Origin of the sequence: Tumebacillus sp. BK434, from assembly GCF_004340785.1 — a bacterium.
Taxonomy (GTDB): domain Bacteria; phylum Bacillota; class Bacilli; order Tumebacillales; family Tumebacillaceae; genus Tumebacillus_A.
Genome location: NZ_SLXS01000002.1, coordinates 177,026 through 198,787 on the forward strand (window position 1 = coordinate 177,026; position 21,762 = coordinate 198,787).

General features: G+C 58.7%; 24 protein-coding genes. 23 read left to right on the top strand and 1 reads right to left on the bottom strand.

The window, feature by feature from the left end; all coding sequences use genetic code 11:
- The first annotated feature begins 167 nt into the window (after window positions 1–167).
- The 23 genes from EV586_RS05315 (at window position 168) to fabZ (ending at window position 21,065) form a co-directional block, all read left to right on the top strand.
- A complete protein-coding gene (locus tag EV586_RS05315) occupies window positions 168–536 on the top strand; it encodes an NADH-quinone oxidoreductase subunit A (protein ID WP_087455921.1) in 369 nt (122 codons plus the stop codon).
- Between the two features lie 32 nt (window positions 537–568).
- A complete protein-coding gene (locus tag EV586_RS05320) occupies window positions 569–1,075 on the top strand; it encodes a NuoB/complex I 20 kDa subunit family protein (RefSeq protein ID WP_132944582.1) in 507 nt (168 codons plus the stop codon).
- Complete coding sequence (locus EV586_RS05325) at window positions 1,076–1,714, top strand: NADH-quinone oxidoreductase subunit C (protein ID WP_132944043.1); 639 nt, start codon at window positions 1,076–1,078, stop codon at window positions 1,712–1,714. It abuts the gene before it with no gap.
- A 15-nt stretch (window positions 1,715–1,729) separates the two neighbouring features.
- Window positions 1,730–2,833, top strand: coding sequence for an NADH-quinone oxidoreductase subunit D (locus EV586_RS05330; protein ID WP_132944044.1), 1,104 nt, complete (start codon window positions 1,730–1,732; stop codon window positions 2,831–2,833).
- A gap of 8 nt (window positions 2,834–2,841) precedes the next feature.
- The gene (gene nuoH / locus EV586_RS05335) at window positions 2,842–3,834 is read left to right on the top strand and encodes an NADH-quinone oxidoreductase subunit NuoH (protein WP_132944583.1); all 993 of its coding nucleotides are present in this window, start codon (window positions 2,842–2,844) and stop codon (window positions 3,832–3,834) included.
- Window positions 3,835–3,853: 19 nt separating this feature from the next.
- A complete protein-coding gene (locus EV586_RS05340; RefSeq protein WP_132944045.1) occupies window positions 3,854–4,291 on the top strand; it encodes a NuoI/complex I 23 kDa subunit family protein in 438 nt (145 codons plus the stop codon).
- Window positions 4,291–4,818, top strand: a complete 528-nt coding sequence (locus tag EV586_RS05345) for an NADH-quinone oxidoreductase subunit J (RefSeq protein ID WP_132944046.1) — start codon at window positions 4,291–4,293, stop codon at window positions 4,816–4,818. Before EV586_RS05340 ends, EV586_RS05345 begins: the two co-directional genes overlap by 1 nt.
- A 3-nt stretch (window positions 4,819–4,821) precedes the next feature.
- Window positions 4,822–5,127, top strand: coding sequence for an NADH-quinone oxidoreductase subunit NuoK (gene nuoK / locus EV586_RS05350; RefSeq protein ID WP_087455916.1), 306 nt, complete (start codon window positions 4,822–4,824; stop codon window positions 5,125–5,127).
- A 39-nt stretch (window positions 5,128–5,166) separates the two neighbouring features.
- The gene (nuoL, locus tag EV586_RS05355; RefSeq protein WP_132944047.1) at window positions 5,167–7,068 is read left to right on the top strand and encodes an NADH-quinone oxidoreductase subunit L; all 1,902 of its coding nucleotides are present in this window, start codon (window positions 5,167–5,169) and stop codon (window positions 7,066–7,068) included.
- Complete coding sequence (locus tag EV586_RS05360; RefSeq protein WP_243652939.1) at window positions 7,065–8,585, top strand: complex I subunit 4 family protein; 1,521 nt, start codon at window positions 7,065–7,067, stop codon at window positions 8,583–8,585. The genes nuoL and EV586_RS05360 overlap by 4 nt, the downstream gene beginning before the upstream one ends.
- 3 nt (window positions 8,586–8,588) lie before the next feature.
- Window positions 8,589–10,106: an NADH-quinone oxidoreductase subunit N gene (locus EV586_RS05365; RefSeq protein WP_132944048.1), complete on the top strand. Its 1,518-nt coding sequence runs from the start codon at window positions 8,589–8,591 to the stop codon at window positions 10,104–10,106.
- A gap of 114 nt (window positions 10,107–10,220) precedes the next feature.
- Window positions 10,221–10,469 (top strand): DUF1146 family protein, encoded by a 249-nt coding sequence (locus tag EV586_RS05370; RefSeq protein WP_165898311.1) that lies wholly within the window; start codon window positions 10,221–10,223, stop codon window positions 10,467–10,469.
- 85 nt (window positions 10,470–10,554) lie between these two features.
- Window positions 10,555–11,313, top strand: coding sequence for a YwmB family TATA-box binding protein (locus tag EV586_RS05375; protein ID WP_165898312.1), 759 nt, complete (start codon window positions 10,555–10,557; stop codon window positions 11,311–11,313).
- A 41-nt stretch (window positions 11,314–11,354) separates the two neighbouring features.
- The gene (murA, locus tag EV586_RS05380) at window positions 11,355–12,665 is read left to right on the top strand and encodes a UDP-N-acetylglucosamine 1-carboxyvinyltransferase (RefSeq protein ID WP_132944051.1); all 1,311 of its coding nucleotides are present in this window, start codon (window positions 11,355–11,357) and stop codon (window positions 12,663–12,665) included.
- A 108-nt stretch (window positions 12,666–12,773) separates the two neighbouring features.
- Window positions 12,774–14,495, top strand: a complete 1,722-nt coding sequence (locus tag EV586_RS05385) for a LysM peptidoglycan-binding domain-containing protein (protein WP_132944052.1) — start codon at window positions 12,774–12,776, stop codon at window positions 14,493–14,495.
- A gap of 97 nt (window positions 14,496–14,592) precedes the next feature.
- Window positions 14,593–15,615, top strand: a complete 1,023-nt coding sequence (spoIID, locus tag EV586_RS05390; RefSeq protein WP_165898315.1) for a stage II sporulation protein D — start codon at window positions 14,593–14,595, stop codon at window positions 15,613–15,615.
- A gap of 105 nt (window positions 15,616–15,720) precedes the next feature.
- Window positions 15,721–16,611 (top strand): M23 family metallopeptidase, encoded by an 891-nt coding sequence (locus EV586_RS05395; protein WP_165898317.1) that lies wholly within the window; start codon window positions 15,721–15,723, stop codon window positions 16,609–16,611.
- A gap of 196 nt (window positions 16,612–16,807) precedes the next feature.
- Window positions 16,808–17,116, top strand: a complete 309-nt coding sequence (spoIIID, locus tag EV586_RS05400; RefSeq protein ID WP_132944055.1) for a sporulation transcriptional regulator SpoIIID — start codon at window positions 16,808–16,810, stop codon at window positions 17,114–17,116.
- Window positions 17,117–17,214: 98 nt separating this feature from the next.
- Window positions 17,215–18,249 (top strand): rod shape-determining protein, encoded by a 1,035-nt coding sequence (gene mreB, locus EV586_RS05405; RefSeq protein ID WP_132944056.1) that lies wholly within the window; start codon window positions 17,215–17,217, stop codon window positions 18,247–18,249.
- 13 nt (window positions 18,250–18,262) lie between these two features.
- The gene (locus EV586_RS05410) at window positions 18,263–19,072 is read left to right on the top strand and encodes a flagellar hook-basal body protein (protein WP_132944585.1); all 810 of its coding nucleotides are present in this window, start codon (window positions 18,263–18,265) and stop codon (window positions 19,070–19,072) included.
- 19 nt (window positions 19,073–19,091) lie between these two features.
- Window positions 19,092–19,928 (top strand): flagellar hook-basal body protein, encoded by an 837-nt coding sequence (locus EV586_RS05415; protein ID WP_132944057.1) that lies wholly within the window; start codon window positions 19,092–19,094, stop codon window positions 19,926–19,928.
- A gap of 6 nt (window positions 19,929–19,934) precedes the next feature.
- Entirely contained in the window at window positions 19,935–20,447 is a 513-nt protein-coding gene (locus EV586_RS05420) for a CDP-alcohol phosphatidyltransferase family protein (RefSeq protein WP_132944058.1), read from the top strand.
- A gap of 174 nt (window positions 20,448–20,621) precedes the next feature.
- Window positions 20,622–21,065 carry a 3-hydroxyacyl-ACP dehydratase FabZ gene (fabZ, locus tag EV586_RS05425; RefSeq protein ID WP_132944059.1) on the top strand — a complete coding sequence of 148 codons (444 nt, stop codon included), beginning with the start codon at window positions 20,622–20,624 and terminating at the stop codon, window positions 21,063–21,065.
- A gap of 34 nt (window positions 21,066–21,099) precedes the next feature.
- On the opposite strand, the gene EV586_RS05430 is transcribed toward fabZ, so the two are convergent.
- On the bottom strand, window positions 21,100–21,678 hold the full coding sequence (locus EV586_RS05430) for an RNA polymerase sigma factor (protein WP_132944060.1): 579 nt from the start codon (window positions 21,676–21,678) through the stop codon (window positions 21,100–21,102).
- Window positions 21,679–21,762: the final 84 nt, after the last annotated feature.

Consider the following 21,762-nt stretch of genomic DNA (forward strand, 5'->3'; position numbering starts at 1 on the left):
TGAGAAAGCTTGTTTTCGAGTAAAAACAGGCGGATTTGGAAAATGCTATGGGGAAGCTGTTTTTTGCCCTGTACTGGCGCTTGAAGCATGGTTTTACATGGCTTCCTGACTTTGTTATAATGTTGGGGGCAAAACTGTGAAATCTTTTTGAAGATGGAGGGGCTACTATGGTCTCGTATTGGAACAGCTACGTCTTTATCTCCCTGTTCCTCTTGTTGGGCTTGCTGCTCCCGATCGGAGCGTTGTGGGTAGCCGGACCGTTCCTGCGTCCGAAGAACCCCACGCCGGAAAAACTCACGACCTACGAGTCCGGCGTCGAGCCGTTTGGTGAAGCGCACGTCCGTTATAACGTCCGCTACTACCTGTTTGCACTCATGTTTGTGGTGTTTGACGTGGAAATCATGTTCCTGTATCCATGGGCTGTATCGTTCGACAGCCTCGGCTTGTTTGGTTTGGTCGAAATGCTGATCTTCCTTGGACTGTTAGTATTAGGTCTCGTCTATGCCTGGAAAAAGAAGGTGTTGGAATGGAAATGACAAACGCGAACAACAACCAACAGCCGGCTTACATGCAGTTCGAGGGCTTCACAGAAGAGGAGTCGCAAGAACTGTCCAAAGCAGGCATCATCATCGGTACGCTGGAGCAGATCAAGGGCTGGGCGCGTTCGAACTCGCTGTGGCCGTTGACCTTTGCGACCGCGTGCTGCGGCATTGAAATGATGGGCACGGGTGCTGCGAACTATGACCTCGACCGTTTCGGGATCATCTTCCGTGCATCCCCGCGCCAAGCGGACTGCATCATCATCGCCGGCACGATCACCAAGAAGATGGCGCCGATCTTGAAGCGCCTCTATGATCAAATGCCGGAGCCGAAATGGGTCGTGGCGATGGGTTCCTGCGCAACTGCAGGCGGCCCGTATGTACGCGCTTACTCGGTCGTCAAAGGTGCAGACCAGGTGATCCCGGTCGACGTCTACATCCCGGGCTGCCCGCCGTCTCCGCCCGCTCTGATCTACGGGCTGAACAAACTCCAGGATAAGATCCGTTTGGAGTCCAAAGGGAAGAAGGTGCGATAGATGAGCGAAGAAACCAAAGCGCCTGAATCAAAACCGGAAGCAGCAGCTGAAGTGAAAGCAGAAGCGAAGCCCGAAGCGGCTGCCAAACCTGCAGCAGCGGCGAAACCGGCGGCAGCAGCGAAGCCGGCAGCTGCCAAAGAAGAAACGCCAGAGACTGTTGACCCGCGCGTAGAAGCGGCCAACGCGAAGCTGGAGCAGATCAAACAACGCATCGTGGCCCAATTCGGCGAAGAGGTGATCGAAGAAGCAGCCCTCGCCAAGTTTCAGCCGACGTTCGTGATCAAAAACGAAAACTGGCCGGCTGTCGTCGAGTTCCTCAAAGTCACCGACGACCTGGCATTTGTCTACGCCGAAGTGATGGCCGGCACCGACCACATGGCCAAAGGCTACTGCGAAGTGTACCTCAACGTGCACTCCTTCGTGCTCGACATGGACCTGGCGCTGAAAGTCCGCACCCCGCGCGACGAAGCGTCCGTTCCGTCGATCGCACACATCTTCAATGGCTTGAACTGGGAGGAGCGCGAGATCTACGACCTCGTCGGCGTCAACTTCCCGGGGCATCCGGACATGCGCAGAATCATGCTCGAAGACTACTGGCAAGGGCACCCGCTGCGCAAAGATTACGTTGTGAAGGACTAGGGGGAAAGGAAAGCGATGGCTGAAATTCGCACTGAAGAACTCTTAATGAACATCGGTCCTCAGCACCCTAGTACGCACGGCGTACTGCGTGTTGTGGTCAAGGTGGACGGCGAGATCATCCGCGATGCGGAACCGGTAGTCGGCTACCTGCACCGCGGAACCGAGAAATTGGCAGAAGACCTGCAATATACGCAGATCATCCCGTACACCGACCGCATGGACTACCTGGCTTCGATGGTCAACAACCATGCGATCGTCAATGCGGTTGAACGCGCGATGGACCTGGAAATCCCGGAGCGCGCAGAACACCTGCGCATCATCGTCGTCGAACTGAACCGCATTGCATCGCACTTGGTGTTCCTCGGCACCTACCTGCTCGACTTGGGCGCGATGAGCCCGTTCTTGTACGCCTTTGCGAACCGCGAGAAGATCACCGACCTGTTCAACCGGATCTCCGGCGCCCGCCTGACGTTCAACTACATGCGCGTCGGCGGCGTCAAGTGGGATGCTCCGGAAGGCTGGGTGCAAGATGTGCTCGACTTCATCGCACACTTGCGCAAAGAGATGGAAATGTTCCATGAACTGGTCACCGGCAACGAGATCTTCTTGGAGCGCGTCAAGGGAGTCGGCGTCTACGATGCGGACACTGCGATCAACTACTGCTTGTCCGGCATCAACCTGCGCTCGACCGGCTTCAACTGGGACCTGCGCAAGAACAAGCCGTACTCGATCTATGACCGTTTCGACTTCAACGTCGTCACCGGCAAAAACGGCGACTGCTACGACCGCTACATGTGCCACATGGAAGAGATCGTCGAGTCGATGAAGATCGTCGAGCAAGCCGCTCAGCAGATCCCGGACGGCCCGGTGATGGGCAAAGTGCCGAAGATCCTGCGCGTGCCGGCCGGCGAATACTACTCCGCTGTCGAAGGCGTGCGCGGCGAACTCGGCCTGTACATCGTCTCCGAAGGCAAAGACAAACCGTACCGCATCAAATGGCGTCGTCCGTCCTTCATCAACCTCCAGCTTCTGCCGAAGCTGCTGGAAGGCCAGTCCATGTCCAACCTGATCGCGGTCCTCGGCGCCGTCGATATCGTGCTTGGGGAGGTTGACGCGTAATGACAGAGATGTTTTCCTGGCTGGATAAGCCGATGGAACTGTCAACGTTCCTGAATATGGTGATTGGCGCCGTGATCGTCCTCGCCTTCATTCTCGGCGTGGTCACCTACACGATCTACTTCGAGCGCAAAGTCATCGGCTGGATGCAATGGCGGATCGGTCCGAACCGCGTAGGTCCCCTCGGGCTCCTGCAGACGGTCGCGGACGTTCTGAAGCTGTTGATCAAAGAAGATATTGTCCCGGCGAAAGCGGACCGCAACATCTTCCTGATCGCGCCGCTGATCGCCTTTTTCCCGTCGTTCATGGTCCTCGCAGTGATTCCGTTCTCCGCGACGCACATCTTCACGGCGGCGAGCAACGTCGGCATTCTGTACTACATCGCCCTCTCGGCGACGTCGATCCTTGGCGTCGTGCTTGCCGGCTGGGCGTCGAACAACAAGTACTCGCTGATCGGCGGGATGCGTTCGGCAGCACAGATGATCTCCTATGAAGTACCGCTTGCGATGTCGATGCTCGGCGTTGTGTTGCTGGCAGGCTCGCTGAACATGGTGGATATCGTCGAAGCGCAAAAGGAATTCCCGTACGTCTGGTACGTCGTGCCGCAAGCGCTCGGCTTCATCATCTTCATCATCTCGGCGACTGCAGAACTGAACCGCACGCCGTTCGACTTGCCGGAAGCTGAGTCTGAGCTGGTCGCAGGTTACTTCACCGAGTACACCGGCTTCCGCTTCGCCTTCTTCATGCTGGCAGAATATGTGTACGTATTCGCTATGTCTGCGCTTGGCACCACGCTGTTCCTCGGCGGCTGGGAAGGTCCGTTCCTCCCGGGTTGGCTGTGGTTTGCGATCAAGGTATCGGCGTTTATCTTCTTCTTCTTCTGGGTGCGTGCAACGATGCCGCGGATTCGTACCGACCAGCTGCTCGTCTTTTCCTGGAAAGTGCTGATTCCGCTGGCCTTGCTGAATCTGGTGCTCACAGCAGTCCTCAAATATCTGATCTAATACAAAGTGGGGTGAAATCATGTTCGGTTTCCTTAAAGGGTTGAAAGTCACCTTCGCCCAACTCACGCATAAGAAGGTCACCCTGATGTATCCGGATGAGATGCCGGACTTCGGCGAACGCTTCCGTGGGGTTCACAAGTTCTCGCCTGAGAAATGCATCGTGTGCAACCAGTGCGCGCGGGTCTGCCCGACCTCCTGCATCTCGCTTTCGGGCACGCGCGGCGGCGACAAGAAGCTGCACATTGACACCTATGACATCAACTTCGAAATCTGCATCCTTTGCGACCTGTGCACCGAAGTGTGCCCGACCGAAGCGATCCAGATGACTGATACCTTCGAACTTGCGACGTACAACCGGGTCGACCTGTATAAAAACATGTTCTGGCTCGACGAGAACCGCAAGAAGACCGAAGGCATCCTCGAACATGACGGTTCTGCTTTCGGGGGTGAAAAGTAATGTTCGGTGGCATTGAATTTACCGGGCAGAACATCGCGTTTTTTCTGATCTCGCTGTTCGTCATCGCATGCGGCGTCCTGCTGCTCTCGCTTCGCAAAGTGCTGTACATGGCACTGGCTGTCGGCGGCGTGTTCATCGGCGTCGCGGGGATCTATATCATGCTCGAAGCGGAGTTTCTCGCTTTCATCCAAATCCTGCTCTACGCAGGCGCCATCACGATCATGATGCTCTTCGCGATCATGCTGACGCGGCATGACGAAATCGAAAAACCGCAAAAGGTCACCGCACACCCGGTGTGGGCGGCGATCGCTGCGATCGGTCTTGGCGGCATCATTCTCTACGTGACCAAATTCGCAGGCCTGCGCTGGCCGTCTCCGACCGACTCCCCGTGGGAAGGTCAGGACAACGTCAAGCTGATCGGCGAATCCTTGTTCGGCCAATACGTCATTCCGTTCGAGCTGGTCTCGGTGGTGCTGATCGTAGCACTCGTTGGCGCGATTACTCTTGCAAACAAGGAGGAGAAGTAATCGATGTCGGTTGAACAGTTTATTACGCTCGGCGCGATTCTGTTTTGTATCGGTCTTTACGGCGCGCTGACCAAGCGCAACATCATCATCGTCCTCGTCTCGGTCGAGCTGATGCTCAACGCCGTCAACATCAACCTGCTGACGTTTGCGCGCTTCGGTCTGATGCCGTCGATGAACGGCCAGATCTTTACCCTCTTTGCGATGACGATCGCAGCGGCGGAAGTGGCTGTCGGTCTCGCAATTTTGATCTCGTTGTACCGGAACCGCAATACCAGCGACGTTCGGGATCAAGACCTCATGAAATGGTAATCCGGGGTCTTCTAAAGAACTACGGAGAAAGGTGATCGTATGGTCGAATATGCCTGGTTAGTTCCCCTCTTCCCGCTGGTGGCGTATGTGCTTCTGTTCGTGCTCGGTCGGCGGGCGCAAGAGGGTATTGTCACTGCGATCAGCGTGCTGGCAGCGCTGGCGGGCTTCGCGGTATCGCTTTTCATCTTGTCGGATGTGAAAGCAAACGGTGCGTCTGCACCTTACATCTTCCACTGGCTCTCCGTCGGCGAAACAACGCTGTCGATGGGTTATGAAGTCACCCAGCTCAACGCGATGATGCTGGTGGTGGTCACGTTCATCTCCACGCTGGTGCTGCTCTTCTCGAAGAGCTACATGCACGGCGATGAGCGTTTCCCGGTGTTCTATCAATATCTCAACCTGTTTATCTTCTCGATGCTCGGTCTGGTCATCTCGCCGAACCTCCTGCAAGTCTACATCTTCTGGGAACTGGTCGGCCTGTGCTCCTTCCTGCTCGTAGGCTTCTGGTACTTCAAGCCGGAAGCGGCTGCCGCAGCGAAAAAAGCATTTATCGTCACCCGTATCGGTGACGTCGGTCTCTTCATCGGGATCGTGCTGCTCTTTATCGCCACCGGCACGTTCGAATATGCCGGCATCTTCCAAGCGATCGAGACCAAGACGTTCCTGATCGATTGGATCTCGCCGGAAGCGTTGATCACGCTCGTCGCGATCCTGATCTTCATCGGCGCGATCGGCAAATCGGCACAATTCCCGCTGCACACCTGGCTTCCGGACGCGATGGAAGGCCCGACTCCGGTCTCCGCGCTGATCCACGCCGCCACGATGGTTGCAGCCGGCGTCTACCTCGTCGCACGCGCGTTCCCGATCTTCGAAGCATCTCCGGATGCCTTGATGGTCATCGCGATCATCGGTGCGGTCACCGCGATCCTCGCGGCGCTGATCGGTCTGACGCAAAACGACATTAAGCGTGTCGTCGCCTACTCGACCGTCTCGCAGCTCGGCTACATGGTGATGGCGCTCGGCGTTTCGGCGTATGTGGCATCGACGTTCCACCTGATGACGCACGCCTTCTTCAAAGCCCTGCTGTTCCTCGCAGCAGGTTCGGTCATCCATGCGATCCACCACAACCAGGACATCCGTGCGATGGGCGGGCTGTGGAAGAAGCTGCCGATCACCGGCTGGACGTTCCTGATCGGCGCGCTCGCGCTGTCCGGGATTCCGCCGTTCGCCGGCTTCTGGTCGAAAGATGAAATCCTGCTCGGAGCGTACCACTCCGGCAACACGGTGCTGTTCGTGCTGGGTCTGCTGGCCGCTTTCTGCACTGCGTTCTACATCTTCCGCGTGTTCTTCATGACCTTCACCGGCGAGTTCCGCGGTGAGAAGGAAGTCTATGAGCACGCGCATGAATCCGGTCCGCTGATGACCATCCCGCTCGTCCTGCTCGCGATCATGGCGATCGTCGCAGGTCTGCTCAACTCGCCGGTCACCGGCTACGCGTTTGAGCACTTCATGCTGCATGACGGCGAGATCGGTGCAGTACACACGCCGGAGCTGTGGATCGCCGTCTTGGCGACGGTCGTCGCGCTGCTTGGCATCGGGCTTGCATACCTGATGTACAAGTCGAAATCGATCGATCCGGCCAAATTGGGCTCGGGCGCGCTGCGTCCGCTGTACCAGCTGTCTTACAACAAGTTCTATTTTGACGAACTCTACAACTATGTGATCGTCAAGCCGGTCGTCTTCATCGGCCGCGTGCTCAACTTTATCGACAAGTGGATCGTCGACGGCCTCGTCCATCTCTTTGGCGAAGCGACAGTCGTCGGAGCGCTTGGCCTGAAATACAGCCAGAACGGCCAAGTCCAGACGTACGGTCTGATCTCCGTTCTCGGCGCCATTGCGCTGATCGCCGGCGCATTGATCTGGGGAGGTGTTGTGAAATGATGGGGAACCTGCTGACCATCATCGTTTTCCTCCCGCTGCTGGCCGCACTGATCATCGGCTTTGTTCCGCGCAGCAGCCAAGGACAGGCGCGCTCGATCGCATTGATCGCGACCTTCCTGTCGCTGCTGTTTGCAGGCATCGTCTACGCGGGCTTTGATTTTGGCGCGAAGGGCATGCAGTACACCGAATCGGCTGAGTGGATCAACATCGCGAACGCTTACAAAGATCAGGCGCTCGTCATCGGCTACGACCTTGGCGTCGACGGCCTGTCGATGCCGTTCCTGCTGCTCACCGGCATCGTCTCCTTCCTCGCCGTTCTGGCATCCGGACGGATCCAGCACCGGGCGAAGGAGTACTACATCTGGTTCCTGCTGCTCGTCACCGGTCTCTACGGCTGCTTCGTGGCCCTCGACCTGTTCCTGTTCTTCCTGTTCCTTGAGCTGACCCTGATCCCGATGTACTTCCTGATCGGCATCTGGGGCGGCGAGCGCAAAGGCCCCGTGGCGACGAAGTTCCTCGTCTACCGTGGGATCGCGTCTGCGTTCATTCTGGTCGCGTTCATCGCGATGGCCTTCAAAGCGGCCGACGCAACCGGCGTGATTTCCCTGAACATGCTGACGATCGCCGATGCGTTCTCGAAGGCATCGCCCGACCTGATCACGGCCGCCTTCAAAAACGGCATCTTCCTGGTGCTGTTCCTGGCGATCCTGATCGAGGAAGCGTTCTTCCCGTTCCACACCTGGCTGCCGGACACGCATGAACAAGCGCCGTCCGCAGTCTCGATGATCGTCGGCGGCGTGCTGATGAAAATCGGCGCGTACGTCCTGTTCCGCATCGCCGTCGGCATCCTGCCGGACGCGGTGCAGCACTACGCAGTGTTGATCGCCGTGATCGGTGTGATCAACATCGTCTACGCGGCTCTGATCGCGATGGTGCAAAAAGACTGGCGCCGCCTGCTGGCGTTCTCCGCGATTTCGCACATGGGGATCGTGCTGCTCGGCGTCGCTGCGATGAACCAGGCGGGCATCCAGGGCGGGATCTTCATGACGATCTCCTCCGGTCTGCTCTCCGCGCTCTTGTTCTTCCTGATCGGCGCGATCAAGGAGCGCACCGGCACGGCGCTGATCGCCGGTCTGGGCGGTCTGTCCAAGCCGATGCCGATCCTCGCCGGCTTCCTGCTGGCAGCGGCGCTCGGTTCGCTCGGCCTGCCGGGCATGAGCGGGTTTATCTCTGAGATTCTGGCGTTTATGGGCTCGTTTGAAGTATTCCCGGTCCTCTCGGCTGTGGGTGCGCTTGGGATCATCCTCGCGGCTGTCTACCTGCTCTGGGCGATGCAGCGCACGACCTATGGTCCGACGTCTGCACAGCTTGAAGGGGTGACAGACGCCCGTCCGATCGAATTTGTTCCGGCGATCGTTCTGCTCGCGCTGATCATTTTGATCGGGGTCTACCCGCAAATCCTCAGTGACCTGGTGAACCCGTCGATCCAAACGCTCGTCACCAGGATAGGAGGGTAGCACATGAATCCGGTACAATCGTTCTCTACGCTCAGCTTCTCCGGCGTGTGGGACGTGATGGCTCCTGAAGTCATCCTCGTCCTGCTCGGCTTCGGGATGCTGGCGTTCGACTTGTTCGTCTCCAAAGAAACCTCCCGCCGCATCTCTCCGTGGATCGGCGTGGCCGGTCTGCTCGTCGCGCTCGCGCTCGTGCTGCGCAACTTCGGCGTAGTCGCGGACGGCGGCTTGAAAGAGCTGTCCAACATGCTCTACGTGCTCGACGACTTCGGCAACGTGTTTAAAGTGATCTTCATCTTGGGCACGACGTTCACGCTCCTGATGTCGATCGATTTCTTCCGCCACAACCCGTCGGTGAAAGTGGCCGAATACAGCTACCTGCTGATCTTCGCCACCGTCGGCGCAATGGTCATGTCTTCCGCGTATGACCTGATCACCCTGTTTGTCGGTCTCGAACTGCTCTCCATCTCGTCGTACGTGCTCGTCGCGATCCGCCGCGATGCGAAAGGCGGCGAAGGGGCGATGAAATACCTCGTCATGGGTTCGATCGCCACAGCGTTCGCACTGTACGGGATGTCCTTCCTGTACGGCGTGACCGGTCAGACCAACATCGCGCAGGCTTCGCAGATGATCGCGCAGATGTGGATCGAGTTCAAGCCGCTGATCGTGCTCGGCTTCCTGCTGATGACGATCGGCTTTGGGGCCAAGATCGCCTTGGTGCCGTTCCACATGTGGGCGCCGGACACATATGAAGGCGCTCCGAACCCGATCACCGCGTTCCTGTCTGTCGTCTCGAAAGCAGCCGGCTTCGCGCTGGTGCTGCGCGTGTTCATCTGGGCGTTTGGCCCGGAGTTCAACGAGATCTACATGTACCTCGCGATCCTCGCCGGCCTGACCATGGTCATCGGGAACATCGCGGCGCTGGTACAAAAGAACATCAAGCGCCTGCTCGCCTACTCCTCGGTCGCACAAGCCGGTTACCTGCTGATCCCGCTCGCGGTGCTCGGCGCCGGCAACGCGCAGGAGAACATCTGGCTGGCGTTTGGCGAAGTCACTTTCTACCTGACCGCCTACCTGTTCATGACGATGGGCGCGTTCGCCATCCTGACCAACGTGACGCGCGCAGCGGGCAACGAGTCCTTGGAAGCGTTCCGCGGCCTCTACAAGCGCTCCCCGTTCCAAGCGGTGGCGATGTCCGTGTTCATCCTGTCCATGGCGGGGATGCCGATCACCGCCGGCTTCTTTGGGAAGTTCTACATCTTCCTCGGCGCGATCAATACCCAGATGTACTGGCTGGCTGCTTTGCTCTTCGTCACGTCGGCCATCGCGTTCTACTACTACTTCGGTGTGCTCCGTGCGATGTTCATGAAAGAGAGCGAAGCACCGGTCACCGAACAAAAACTGGCGCTGCCGTGGTCGCTGGGCCTGATCGCCGGCGTCGGCCTGATCGGGACGATCATCCTCGGCGTGCTGCCAAACCTGTACCTCGATGTGCTCAACGGGCTGAACTGGTTCGGGATGTAAACTGAGCTGAACAATTGTCAACAAACGCAAGACTCCGGGACTTTAGTCTCGGAGTCTTTTTGCGTCAATTATGGTACGATGTTACGAGATGTGAAGAGAGGCGGGGGATGTGCCGTGTATTTTGGCTCCCAAGAGACTGGGATGGGCTGGATGTCCCTGTTCAATCTGGCCTTTTTGTTGTTTGGCGTGCTGATCGCCTGGTATGCGCTGCAAGTCGTGCGCTGGGATGTGTTTCTCAAGGATGCGAAAGGGCGTCCTGCTGCCGTCCTGCGCCTGCTGCTGTCCATTTTGCTCGGCTATCAGCTGGCGAAGTTCGCCAATGAATACATGATGTCCACGATGATGCTCAAGCAAATCTTCTAAACTATTTTTCTAGCAACTCGTATATCCTCGCCCTGATGCGGTCAGAATGGGTAACATCCATTCGACGGGCAGGGAGAGAGAGACGATGAAGAAAATTGGGATTCTCGGTATCATCTGTTGTTTGATCGCAGCAGCATTCAGTTTGTTTTCCGCGCGCGAGACGATCGCGGAGAAGGCCGACACCGGCGCTTTTTTGAACATGGCGTTCGCCGAGACCGGCGCGGACGTGGAAGGCTGGCAGGTGCACAACTGGTCGGCGCTCGACAAGGAATACAAGTCGGCCGATGACCTGAAAGCGCTGGGCTTGAGCTTGAACAAGACGTTCGCCATCCAGCAGGCGCAGGAGTCGGTGCAGGCACAAGGCGACCAGGCGTCCTTCACTTTGCGCGGCAAGTGGCAGAACGGCGCCGCAGCCCAACTGACGCTGACTTCGATGAAATTCCAGAATCACGCTCCCCAGACGGTGCTCGTGCTGCGCGTGGAACGCGACGCAAAAGATCTCGGCGACTACGCGGCTGCGATCAAGCGTGTCAGCGAAACGGCGAAGCTGGCGAACACCACCCCACAAATTAGCACTTGTATCAAAGGTTTGCGTGCTGATAAAATGGATAACGTTGCACGAAACTCAATGGTCAAAGCTGTGTTTCAAGAAGTGAAGGCCAAAGAGATCGAAGGAGTTCGCTCCGAACTGGTAACCTCTGTATCCGGATACTCTCCTCTCACAAAGGATTACATAGTCACCAATGGGAACAAGATGAACCTGCAAGTCGCAGCGCATTTTGACGAGACGCTCGGCAAGACGCGCGTGCTGGTAGGAACGCCGATCGTGACCATTGAGTATTAAGGGCTAGCTGCCTCGCCCTGCCTGTGGAGGTATATTACAACATGGCTAAGATTGTCGTACAGGGCGGACAACGCCTCATGGGCACTGTAAAAGTTCACGGCGCGAAGAACGCCGTATTGCCGATAATCGCCGCATCCCTGCTCGGGAGCAAAGGCGAAAGTATTTTGGAAGAAGTTCCGAATCTCTCCGACGTGGGGAACATCTGCGCACTGCTGGAGTCGCTTGGCGTGGAGACCGGCGAGGAAGGACCCGGGCTCTTGCGCCTGAATGCGGAACTGGTCACAACAACGGAAGCACCGGCCGAACTCGTTCGGAAACTGCGGGCTTCTTTTCTTGTCCTTGGGCCGCTGCTCGGCCGCTTTGGCCGGGCGCGCGTCTCGATGCCGGGCGGTTGCTCGATCGGGGAGCGCAAGGTCGATCTGCATATCAAAGGTTTCGAAGCGATGGGCGCAATCGTCGAACAGGGCGAATCGTACATCGAAGCGGTCGCGCCGGGCGGTCGCCTGCAAGGGGCGACGATCTACCTCGACTTCGCATCGGTTGGTGCGACGCAAAACATCATGATGGCGGCCGTGCTGGCGGAAGGCAAGACGATCATCGAAAATGCGGCCAAGGAGCCGGAGATCGTCGATCTCGCCAACTACCTGAACAAGATGGGCGCTGATGTGCGCGGCGCGGGCACCGACACGATCCGCATCAACGGCGTTGAGGAGATGCAGGGCGCAGAGCACATGATCATCCCGGACCGCATCGAAGCGGGCACCTTCCTGGTGGCGGCTGCGATCTCCGGCGGTGACGTGTTTGTCGAAGGGGCGATCTCGCACCATCTGGCGCCGTTGATCGCCAAGCTGAAAGAGGCGGGCGCGACGGTGATCGACGATGTGACCGGCGTGCGTGTCAAGGCGGAAGGGCCGTTGCGTCCGCTGGAAGTGAAGACGCTGGTCTATCCGGGCTTCCCGACCGATTTGCAGGCGCAGATGATGTCCCTGTTGACGGTGATTCCGGGGACGTCGTACGTGACGGAGACGGTGTTTGAGAACCGCTTCATGCATGTGGCGGAGCTGCGCCGCATGGGGGCGGACATCAAGGTCAAGGGCCGCACGGCTGTCGTCAACGGCGTCGAGCAGTTGCACGGAGCGAAGGTGACTTCGACCGACCTGCGCGCAGGCGCGTGCCTGATTCTCGCCGGTCTGGTCGCGAAAGGGCACACCGAGATCCACGGCGTGCATCACATCGACCGCGGCTACGTCGACATCGTGCAGAAGTTCGCCGACCTTGGCGCACAGATCGAGCGCGTGGAGATCGAAGAAGTGAAAGCGGAAGAGCAGGCGCTGGGTCAAGCGTACCTGTAAGCGCATGTTCGAACTGAAAAATGAGACAGGCGGCCTCGCGATAGGCCGTCTTTTTTTGCGTTTGATTGGGGAAGGCTAGGGGGAACTGGCAAAGGAGGGAACTCTGCGATGCAATCCCCGTTCTTGAGAGAAAGGTGGGTGCAGACCCCGTACGGGAGTGAACTGCACCTTTCTTTGCGAAGCTATGAGTTTATGGAGGAGATGGGCGCGGAGCTCGGCGCGGGCGAGACCCGCAACGATCGGCTGCGCGGCACGATCCTGCAATATGTGCAGAAGAAGTATCCCGGGTCGAATGCGAAAGCGGTGCGCGTGTTTCTCGGCACGATGCTGGTGGCGACGCTGTCGTTGCCGTCGATGGCGGAGACGGGCAGTAAAAGCGCGTATGCGGCGGCGGCGATCGCTCTGTTTGTGAACGGCAAAGTGATCGCAGGCGGGCCGCCCTTTTTACAGCAGAACCGGGTGATGGTGCCGCTGCGGGTGACCGCGGAGGGATTGGGCGCGACGGTGACCTGGGATGCGGCGGCGCAGCGGGCGGTGGTGCGGCACGGGGTCAACCGGATCGTGCTGTCCAGCAACACGACGGCCGCCGTGGTCAACGGGCGCTCAGTGACTTTGGAGGCGCCGGCGGTGATCGTCGGGGATGTGATGTATGTACCGGTGCGATTCCTCTCGGAGTCGCTGCAGGCGAAAGTGGCGTGGGACCCGTTCCGCCCGGCAGTAGTCGTGTCCAACCGGCCGACCCGCGTCCATGAGGTGGCCAGCGGCGACACGCTGTGGCAACTCTCCCGTGCCTACAAGACGACGGCGACAGACATCCTGCAGCTAAACGGCATGTCCGACCCGACCCTGTACCCCGGCGAGCAGCTCCTGATCCCAATCCCGGCGACCACCTGTATCGTCCAATCGGGGGACACGCTCTGGAAACTGGCGCAGGCGAACGGCGTAACAGTCGACGCCATACGCGCGGAGAACGGGCTGACCACCGACGCGTTGTACATCGGTCAGGTGTTGACCATCCCGCAAGCGGGAGTCCAACTGCCTCCTATTATGGTGCCTCCAGCACCGTCGTCAGGAACCACAGGAGGCACAACAGGAGGCACAACAGGAGGCACAACAGGAGGCACAACAGGAGGCACAACAACTCCCGCCACCGGCGAGTACATCGTGCGGTCCGGCGACACGCTCTGGGGCCTTGCCGCGCGCTACAACACCACGGTCGCCGCCTTGCGCAGCTTGAACAGCCTGACCAGCGATGCTTTGCGCGTCGGGCAGCGCCTGCTCGTGCCGAACTACTCGCCGCCACCGCCGCTGCCGGCGGAGTCGTGGCTTTCGCAGATGGAGCCGGCGATCGCCGAGCAGCTGACCAAGCCCGGCTTCGTCTTCCCGTTTCCGCAGAAAGGCTCCTACGACCCGTTCCGCGACACGTGGGGCGAATCGCGTGCCTACAATCCGGACGGCACGGCGGTGCGCGCCCACGAAGGCACCGACATCATGGCGCCAAAAGGCACCCCGGTCGTCTCTGTCGGCGGAGGAGTGATCACCAACTACGGCTGGAACGAGCTCGGCGGCTGGCGCGTCACGATCCGCCTCGACAACTCGCAGTACAGCGTCTACTACGCCCACCTCGACCGTTACGCCCCCGGCCTCGCCAACGGCTTGCGCGTCGCACCGGGACAGCTGCTCGGCTATGTCGGCAGCACCGGCTACGGTCCGGTCGGCACCGAGGACCAATTCGTCCCGCACCTGCATTTCGGCCTCTACGACAACGCGACCGGCTTCGAAGCCCGCAACGCCTACCAGATCCTCAAATACTGGGAAGCCCGCCACTAGCAGCGGGCTTCTTTTTTCGATCATATCACTTCCATCCCTCTCATATGCTTTCATAGAGTTTCAAGCAGCATACGAAGAAATGGAGGCCCTCCCACACATGAAAAAAAACGTCCTAGCCATCCTCGCACTGATCCTCTCCGTGCTCGTGGTGACCATCCTGCTGCCGGCCGCCCTGATCGCCGTCTGGCCGGACAAAGACCCGGCCAAAACGCCTGCGCACAGCACCCTCGTCGAACTCGACATCGCGCCGGACGACCCCACCGTCGACGTCTACGTCAGCGCGCAGAAGAAAGTGGTCACCATGCCACTCGAAGCTTACGTGCGCGGCGTCGTCGCCGCCGAGATGCCCGTCCATTTCGAAGCGGAGGCGCTGAAGGCGCAAGCGGTCGCCGCCCGCACCTACATCGTGCGCCGCATGGCGAACGGCAAGAAATCGGAGCTGCACCCGCCGGCCGACGTCTCGGACGACCACAACGAAGGCCAGGCCTACTCCGGGGAAGACAAGCTGAAAACGCGCTGGGGCGCGAAAGACTATCCAAAGAACCTCTCCAAGATCAACGCCGCCGTCAACGCCACCAAAGGCCAGATCGCGCTCTACGACGGCAAGCCGATCGAAGCCCTGTTCTTCTCCACCTCCAGCGGCAAGACGGAAAACTCGGAAGACTACTGGGGCAGCACCGTCCCCTATCTGCGCTCCGTCGACTCGCCGTGGGACGCTCAATCGGACAAGTTCACCGCCACTCAAGACATCCCGCTCAGCGAGTTCTACCAGAAGCTCGGCCTGCAGGCGATCCCGGCGGCCAGCATCGGCAGCCTGATCAAGCCGCTCGAACGCTCCGCCACCGAGCACATCAAAAAGATCCAGGTTGGCGACAAGATGTTTAGCGGACCGGACTTCCGCGGCAAGCTGGGCTTGCGCTCCACCCTGTTCACCTGGCAGGTCAACGCGGCGTCCGGCACGATCTCCTTTTTCACCAAAGGCTACGGCCACGGCGTCGGCCTCTCCCAATACGGCGCCAACGGCATGGCGCAGGACGGAAAGCGGTGGGACGAGATCGTCCGCCACTACTACCAGGGCGTGACGCTCGGCCAAGTGTCTGCGGTGCTGCAAAAGGATTAGCGTGCGCAACCGGGCCGGTTTTTATGAAAAAAATTTGCAATCCCTCAGCCAGCGATGTATATGACCCTTTCAAACGGTCGAGAATGTGCTACTGAGGTGATGATAATGAATAACGAAAACAAACAACAAGAGAAAAAAGAAACCCGCAATTCTGCACCGCAAACGAAATCCTTTTGGGGCAAACGCTGGACGTTCCCGGTGATCTATCTCGCAGCTTCCGTCCTCATCGTTGGTTTGATGTACGCAAAAAGCCAGGACGCAGCTCCGTACGAGATCGAGAAGCAAAACACCGGCGAACAGGCAGGCCCGGTGCTCCCGTCTGACAAGGCGGCCACTCCGGCCAACTCCGTGCCGAGCTTCGTCTGGCCGGTCGGCGACGGCGGCGAAGACGCTGCGCTTTCGCTCGACTTCTTCAAAGACGCCGGCTCCGTAGAAGAAAACGCGATGGCTGTCGTCTCCTACGAATCGACCTTCACTCCGCATGAAGGCGTCGACATCGGTCTGAAGAGCGATGCGCCGTTCACCGTCGTCGCAGCGGCGATGGGCACCGTCAAGGCGGTCAAAGAAGATCCGCTGATGGGCTACACCGTGGAGATCGAGCACGGCAACGGCTACTCCACCTACTACGCATCCTTGTCCAAAGTCGAAGTCAAAGCAGGCACGAAAGTGATCTCCGGCCAGCCGATCGCGAAGTCGGGCAACAACCGCTTCGAGAAGGAAGAGAAGAACCACCTGCACTTCGAGCTGCGCAAAGACGGCGTGGCGATCGACCCGAACGGCACCTTGCCGAAGAAGCCGTCTGCCTATGAAACCTCGAAGAAAAACGGCGCGACCACACCGAACAGCGGAACCGCTCCCGCTGAAAAAGCGGACGAGAAGAAAGATGCGGCCAAGACGGAAGAGCCGAAAGACGCGCAGAAGACAGACGCTGACACCAAGCCGGCCGGCGAGAAGCAAGACGCTTCGAAGTCTGACGCTGACAAAGCTGCCGAATAAGCGTGACCCCCGGACCGCTCCTGAACACAGGAGCGGTTTTTTTATACTCTACTCGAAAAAGAAAAAGTAAGATAGAGAGAGATAATCGGTGCAAACAAGCTGTCAGGGCTCGACAAGCCGTAATTTTGGAATATGCTCTTCCCCCTCTCATATACATGTTATCAGACAATCCGATGAACATGGGGAGGCGAGGGGATTGCACGATTACATCAAAGAACGTACCCTGAAAATCGGCGAGTACATCGTGGAAACGAAAAACACGGTCCGTACGATCGCGCGAGAATTCGGGGTCTCCAAAAGCACCGTGCATAAAGACCTTACCGAACGGCTGCCCGAGATTAATCCTGACTTGGCCAATCGAGTAAAAGAGATCTTGGAATACCACAAATCCATCCGGCATCTGCGGGGAGGAGAGGCAACGAAAAAGAAGTACCGCAAGGACGAAACAAAGCGAAAAGTGGCGAAAAATCTGCAAGCTGAAAGAGGAGTCTCGACCCCGATGTAGAAGTTATTAGGGCGATTTCTCTGTAATTCTTCGAGACACCGAGCATGAGATTTCGCTGTTTCCATGAGTTAGATGGGGCTAAGGAGGAACTCTCACGCATGTTCGGAATCGATATCGGCGTGGATCTCGGCACGGCCAACGTGCTGGTACACGTCAAAGGAAAGGGCATCGTTCTCGATGAACCTTCCGTAGTTGCAATTGACAGTCAGACTAAAAAAGTCGTAGCAGTCGGCGAAGAAGCACGTCGCATGCTCGGACGCACGCCCGGTCACATCGTGGCGACGCGCCCGCTGCGCGAAGGAGTCATCGCCGACTTTGATACAACGGAGATCATGCTTCGTCACTTCATCCAGCGCGCGATCGGCAAGAGCCCGTTCAAACGCCCGCGCGTGATGATCTGTGTTCCGTCCGAGATCACGTCGGTCGAGCAAAAGGCCGTCATCGAAGCGGCCACCCGCACAGGGGCCAAGCAGGTCGACCTGATTTCGGAACCCAAGGCAGCAGCGATCGGAGCCGGATTGGACATCTATGAACCTTCCGGCAGCATGGTGGTAGATATTGGCGGAGGCACGACCGATGTAGCGGTTCTCTCGCTCGGGGATGTCGTAACCGCCAATTCTATCCGCGTCGCGGGGGACAAGTTCGACGAAGCGATCATCCGCTACATCAAGAAAGAATACTCCCTGTTGATCGGCGAAAGAACGGCTGAAGATATCAAGATTGGCGTGGTGTCCGTCTATCCGGGCGCCCGCAACGAAGAGATGGACATTCGCGGCCGCGACATGATCAGCGGCTTGCCGAAGACGGTGACGGTGCGCTCCGAAGAGATGCGCGAAGCATTGGAGGAGACGGTGGACATGCTGGTCGCCGCCACCAAGCAGGTGCTCGAAGTCACGCCGCCGGAGCTGGCGGCCGACATCTTCGACAAAGGCATCGTCCTGACGGGGGGCGGTGCGCTGCTCTACGGATTGGACAAGCTGATGATCCGCGAGCTGCAGATTCCGGTGCATATCGCCAACGACCCGATGTCCTGCGTGGTAAACGGCACGGGCATGGCGCTCGACTATATGGATAAAGTGTCCAAGCCGTCGCTGTTCGGCTTCGGACGCAAGCAGAACACGATAAATTCTTGAGGAGGCGTGACCGATGATTCGCGGACTCTATATCGCCAATTCTGGCATGCATGCGAATGAACGGATGCAAGAACTGATCTCGAACAATATCGCCAACGCGAATACGATCGGTTACAAGTCCGATACAGGCGTGATCCGCTCGTTTCCGGAGGAGCTGATCCTGCGCATCAACGACTACGCAGGCGGCGTCGGGGCCGAGAACAAGACGGTGGGACGGATGAGCAACGGGACGTTCTTGGAAGAAGCGCTGCCCCGCTTCGTGCAGGGCGGCTTGCAAAAGTCGAACAACCCGCATGCCTACGCCCTGCTCGACAATCCGGCTCCGGCCGGCCAGCCGAACCGCCGCGCGTTTTTCCCGGTGATGAATGGCAACCAGCTCATGTACACCCGCGACGGCGACTTCAAGGTGCAGGCGGGGACGAACTTCCTCGTCACCACTTCGGGTGATCCGGTGGTGCCGATCGACGGCGCGACCGGCCTGCCGCTGAACGATGCGCGCATCCGCGTGCTTCCGAACGGCGCCTATGAGTACACGACCGCCCAAGGCCAGCCGTACCCGCGCAACGCGCAGTTCGGCGCGGTCGACATCGTCGACGCAACGAAGATGGAGAAGTACGGCGACTCCTACTTCACCTCGGCGGGGGCGCCGGTGCGCGGCACCGCGCAACTGGAAAAAGGGCAGCTGGAGCAGTCGAACGTCGACCTCGCCGGCTCGATGGTCTCGATGATTAACGTGATGAGAAGTTATGAAGCCAACCAGCACATGATCAAATCGCTGGATGCGACACTTGAGAAAGCGATCTCGGTCGGACGGCTGGGATAGATAGAGGGAGGCTGACGAGATGCGGGCACTTTGGACTTCTGCACACGGGATGGCGGGTCAGCAGACGCGCCTGGACATGATTTCGAACAACATCGCCAACGTCAACACGACCGGGTACAAGCAGCAGGACGTCAACTTCAAGGACATGCTCTATGCGGAGATTGTGCAGACGGAGCGGACCGGCACGCTCGCAGGGCGTCAGACCACGAGCGGCATTCGCATCGGTCACGGCGTGCTGGCGGTCGGCATCTCTCAGCTGTTCACGCAAGGACCGCTGCAGTCGACGGAGAACCTGCTCGACGTGGCGATCGACGGCGAGAACGCATTTTTCGAAGTCGGTGTCTACAACAACGGCGTGCTCACCGGCAATGCGTACACCCGCGACGGCTCGTTTGCGGTGGGCTATGACGCGAACAACACGCCTTATCTGACCGACTCGGCAGGCAACCCGGTGCTCGACACCGCCCGCCAGCCGATCTCGCTGGCCGGTTTCGACCTCGCGACTTTGAAGATCGAGAAGAACGGTGTGATGACCGCCGAAGCAGCAGGGGTGCGCGCGGCGATCGGACAGCTCGAGCTGGTCAACATCGACAATCCGGACAGCAACCTGGAAGCGATGGGGAACAACATGTTCGCGCTGAAGCAAAACGCCGCACCGAATGCGTTGACGCGCGGTGCGTACAATCAGCCGAACGGGGCAACACTGAAACAAGGGTTTCTGGAGCAGTCGAACGTTGATATGATTCAGCAGATGACCGACATGATCGCGACCCAGCGCGCGTACTCGATGAACGCGCGTGCGCTTCAGACGATCGATCAGATGATGGGGATGGCAAACAACTTGCGAAATGGGTAATGTCGAATGAATGTACCGAACATCTTAACGGTGTTTCGACTCGGACTGATACCAGTCTATTTCCTCGTGTTTTTTTCCGATTTTGCGTACAACATGGAGCTGGCCCTGTTCGTGATCTTCCTGGCGGGCGCGACCGATATCCTCGACGGGTATCTGGCGCGCACGTACGGGCTGGTCACCGAGCTTGGCAGTATGCTCGACCCGTTGGCCGACAAGCTGATGATGCTGTCGGTCGTTCTTTCGTTCGTGATCGACGACCGCATCACATGGCTGATGGCGGGGCTCCTGATCTTCCGGGATCTCGGGATGATCCTCGCCTCCGTCTTTTTTGTCACCCAAGGCAAGAAGACAGTGCCGGCGACCGTCTGGGGCAAAGCCAACACCGTGCTGTACTACCTGGCACTGCTCGCGTTGATGTTCCGCTGGCCGTACGCGGAAGGCTACCTGTGGGGCGTGATCATCTTGTCGTTTGTGACGTCGTTCCACTACATCCGCCGCTTCAATGCGATGAACATATAAAAAGCACCTTCTGCAACGGCAGAGGTGCTTTTTATATGAACTTCCAACTGCACAGACAGCGGCAGCGGAAGGTGTACCTGTAGTATGCACGGTCGGAGTTTGACTATGCGGTTTGGCTCCATTTCTTACATTTGGTAAAATAGAGAGACTGGAATACATAGGAGGTTATTGCGCATGGAGACAGTTCTGAACATTGAAGAGATCCAAGGCATCATCGCACACCGCCACCCGTTTTTGCTCGTCGACAAGATCGTCGAGCTGGAGATCGGGCAGAGCGCGGTCGGCATCAAGAACGTCACGATCAACGAGCCGTTTTTCCAAGGGCATTTCCCAGGCTATGCCGTCATGCCGGGCGTGCTGATCGTCGAAGCGCTCGCCCAAGTCGGCGCGGTGGCGATGCTGGCAAAGGAAGAGAACAAGGGCCGTCTGGCCTTCTTCGGCGGCATCGACGGCTGCCGTTTCCGCGGCCAGGTGCGCCCGGGCGACACGCTCCGCCTCGAAGTGGAGATCACCCGCCTGAAGGGCCCGGTCGGCAAAGGCAAAGCGCGCGCACTCGTCGACGGCAAGCTGGTCTGCGAGGCGGAGCTGACCTTTGCGCTCGGCGCCAAGCAAGAGTAGGCAAGAGTAAGGGCAGATGCAAGACCCGGGGGATTCAGCCCCGGGTCTTTTTGATTTCCTCGCGAATTTTGACCAGCGCCCGTTGCTTCCAAGTCTTCACCGTGCCGGCCGACACACCTTCCAGCCGCGCCAGTTCGGCCATCGACAGCCCGTCGATGACGATCTTCTCCACCGCCAGCGCCTCGCGCTCCGACAGCGAGGCAAGCAGGGAACGCCACCCCAGTTCGCAAAACGGCGACTCGGCAGCCGGATCGGGCAAAGAGCTGAGCAAAGTCCCCGCTGCGTCCTCACTGTCGCTCAGCGGATTGTCGGCCAGCTCCCGCGACCGATGCCGGCCCCGCACGCGGATGTACTGCCAGACTCGCTCGTGCGTCTTCCGTTTGGCATAGGCGGCAAAAGGCACACCGCGCGCCGGGTCAAACTGCTGCACCGCCAGCAAAAAGGCGATGTACGCTTCCTGCAGCAGATCGCCGCGCTCTGCAGGCGGGACATAGAATCGCTTCGCCGCCCCTGCGATCACATTTTCAAATTCCTGCAGCAGCGCGAGCAATTGCCCGCTGTCCTGCGCTTGCGCCTGCCGGACGATGTCGGCAAAGCGGTCTTCTCCTGTCATCACGGATTTCCCCTAAGCGGGGACCGGTCCCCTGCGATGTCGTATACGCAATTTCAGCATAGGGGGAGGGGGAGCGTTCGTAAA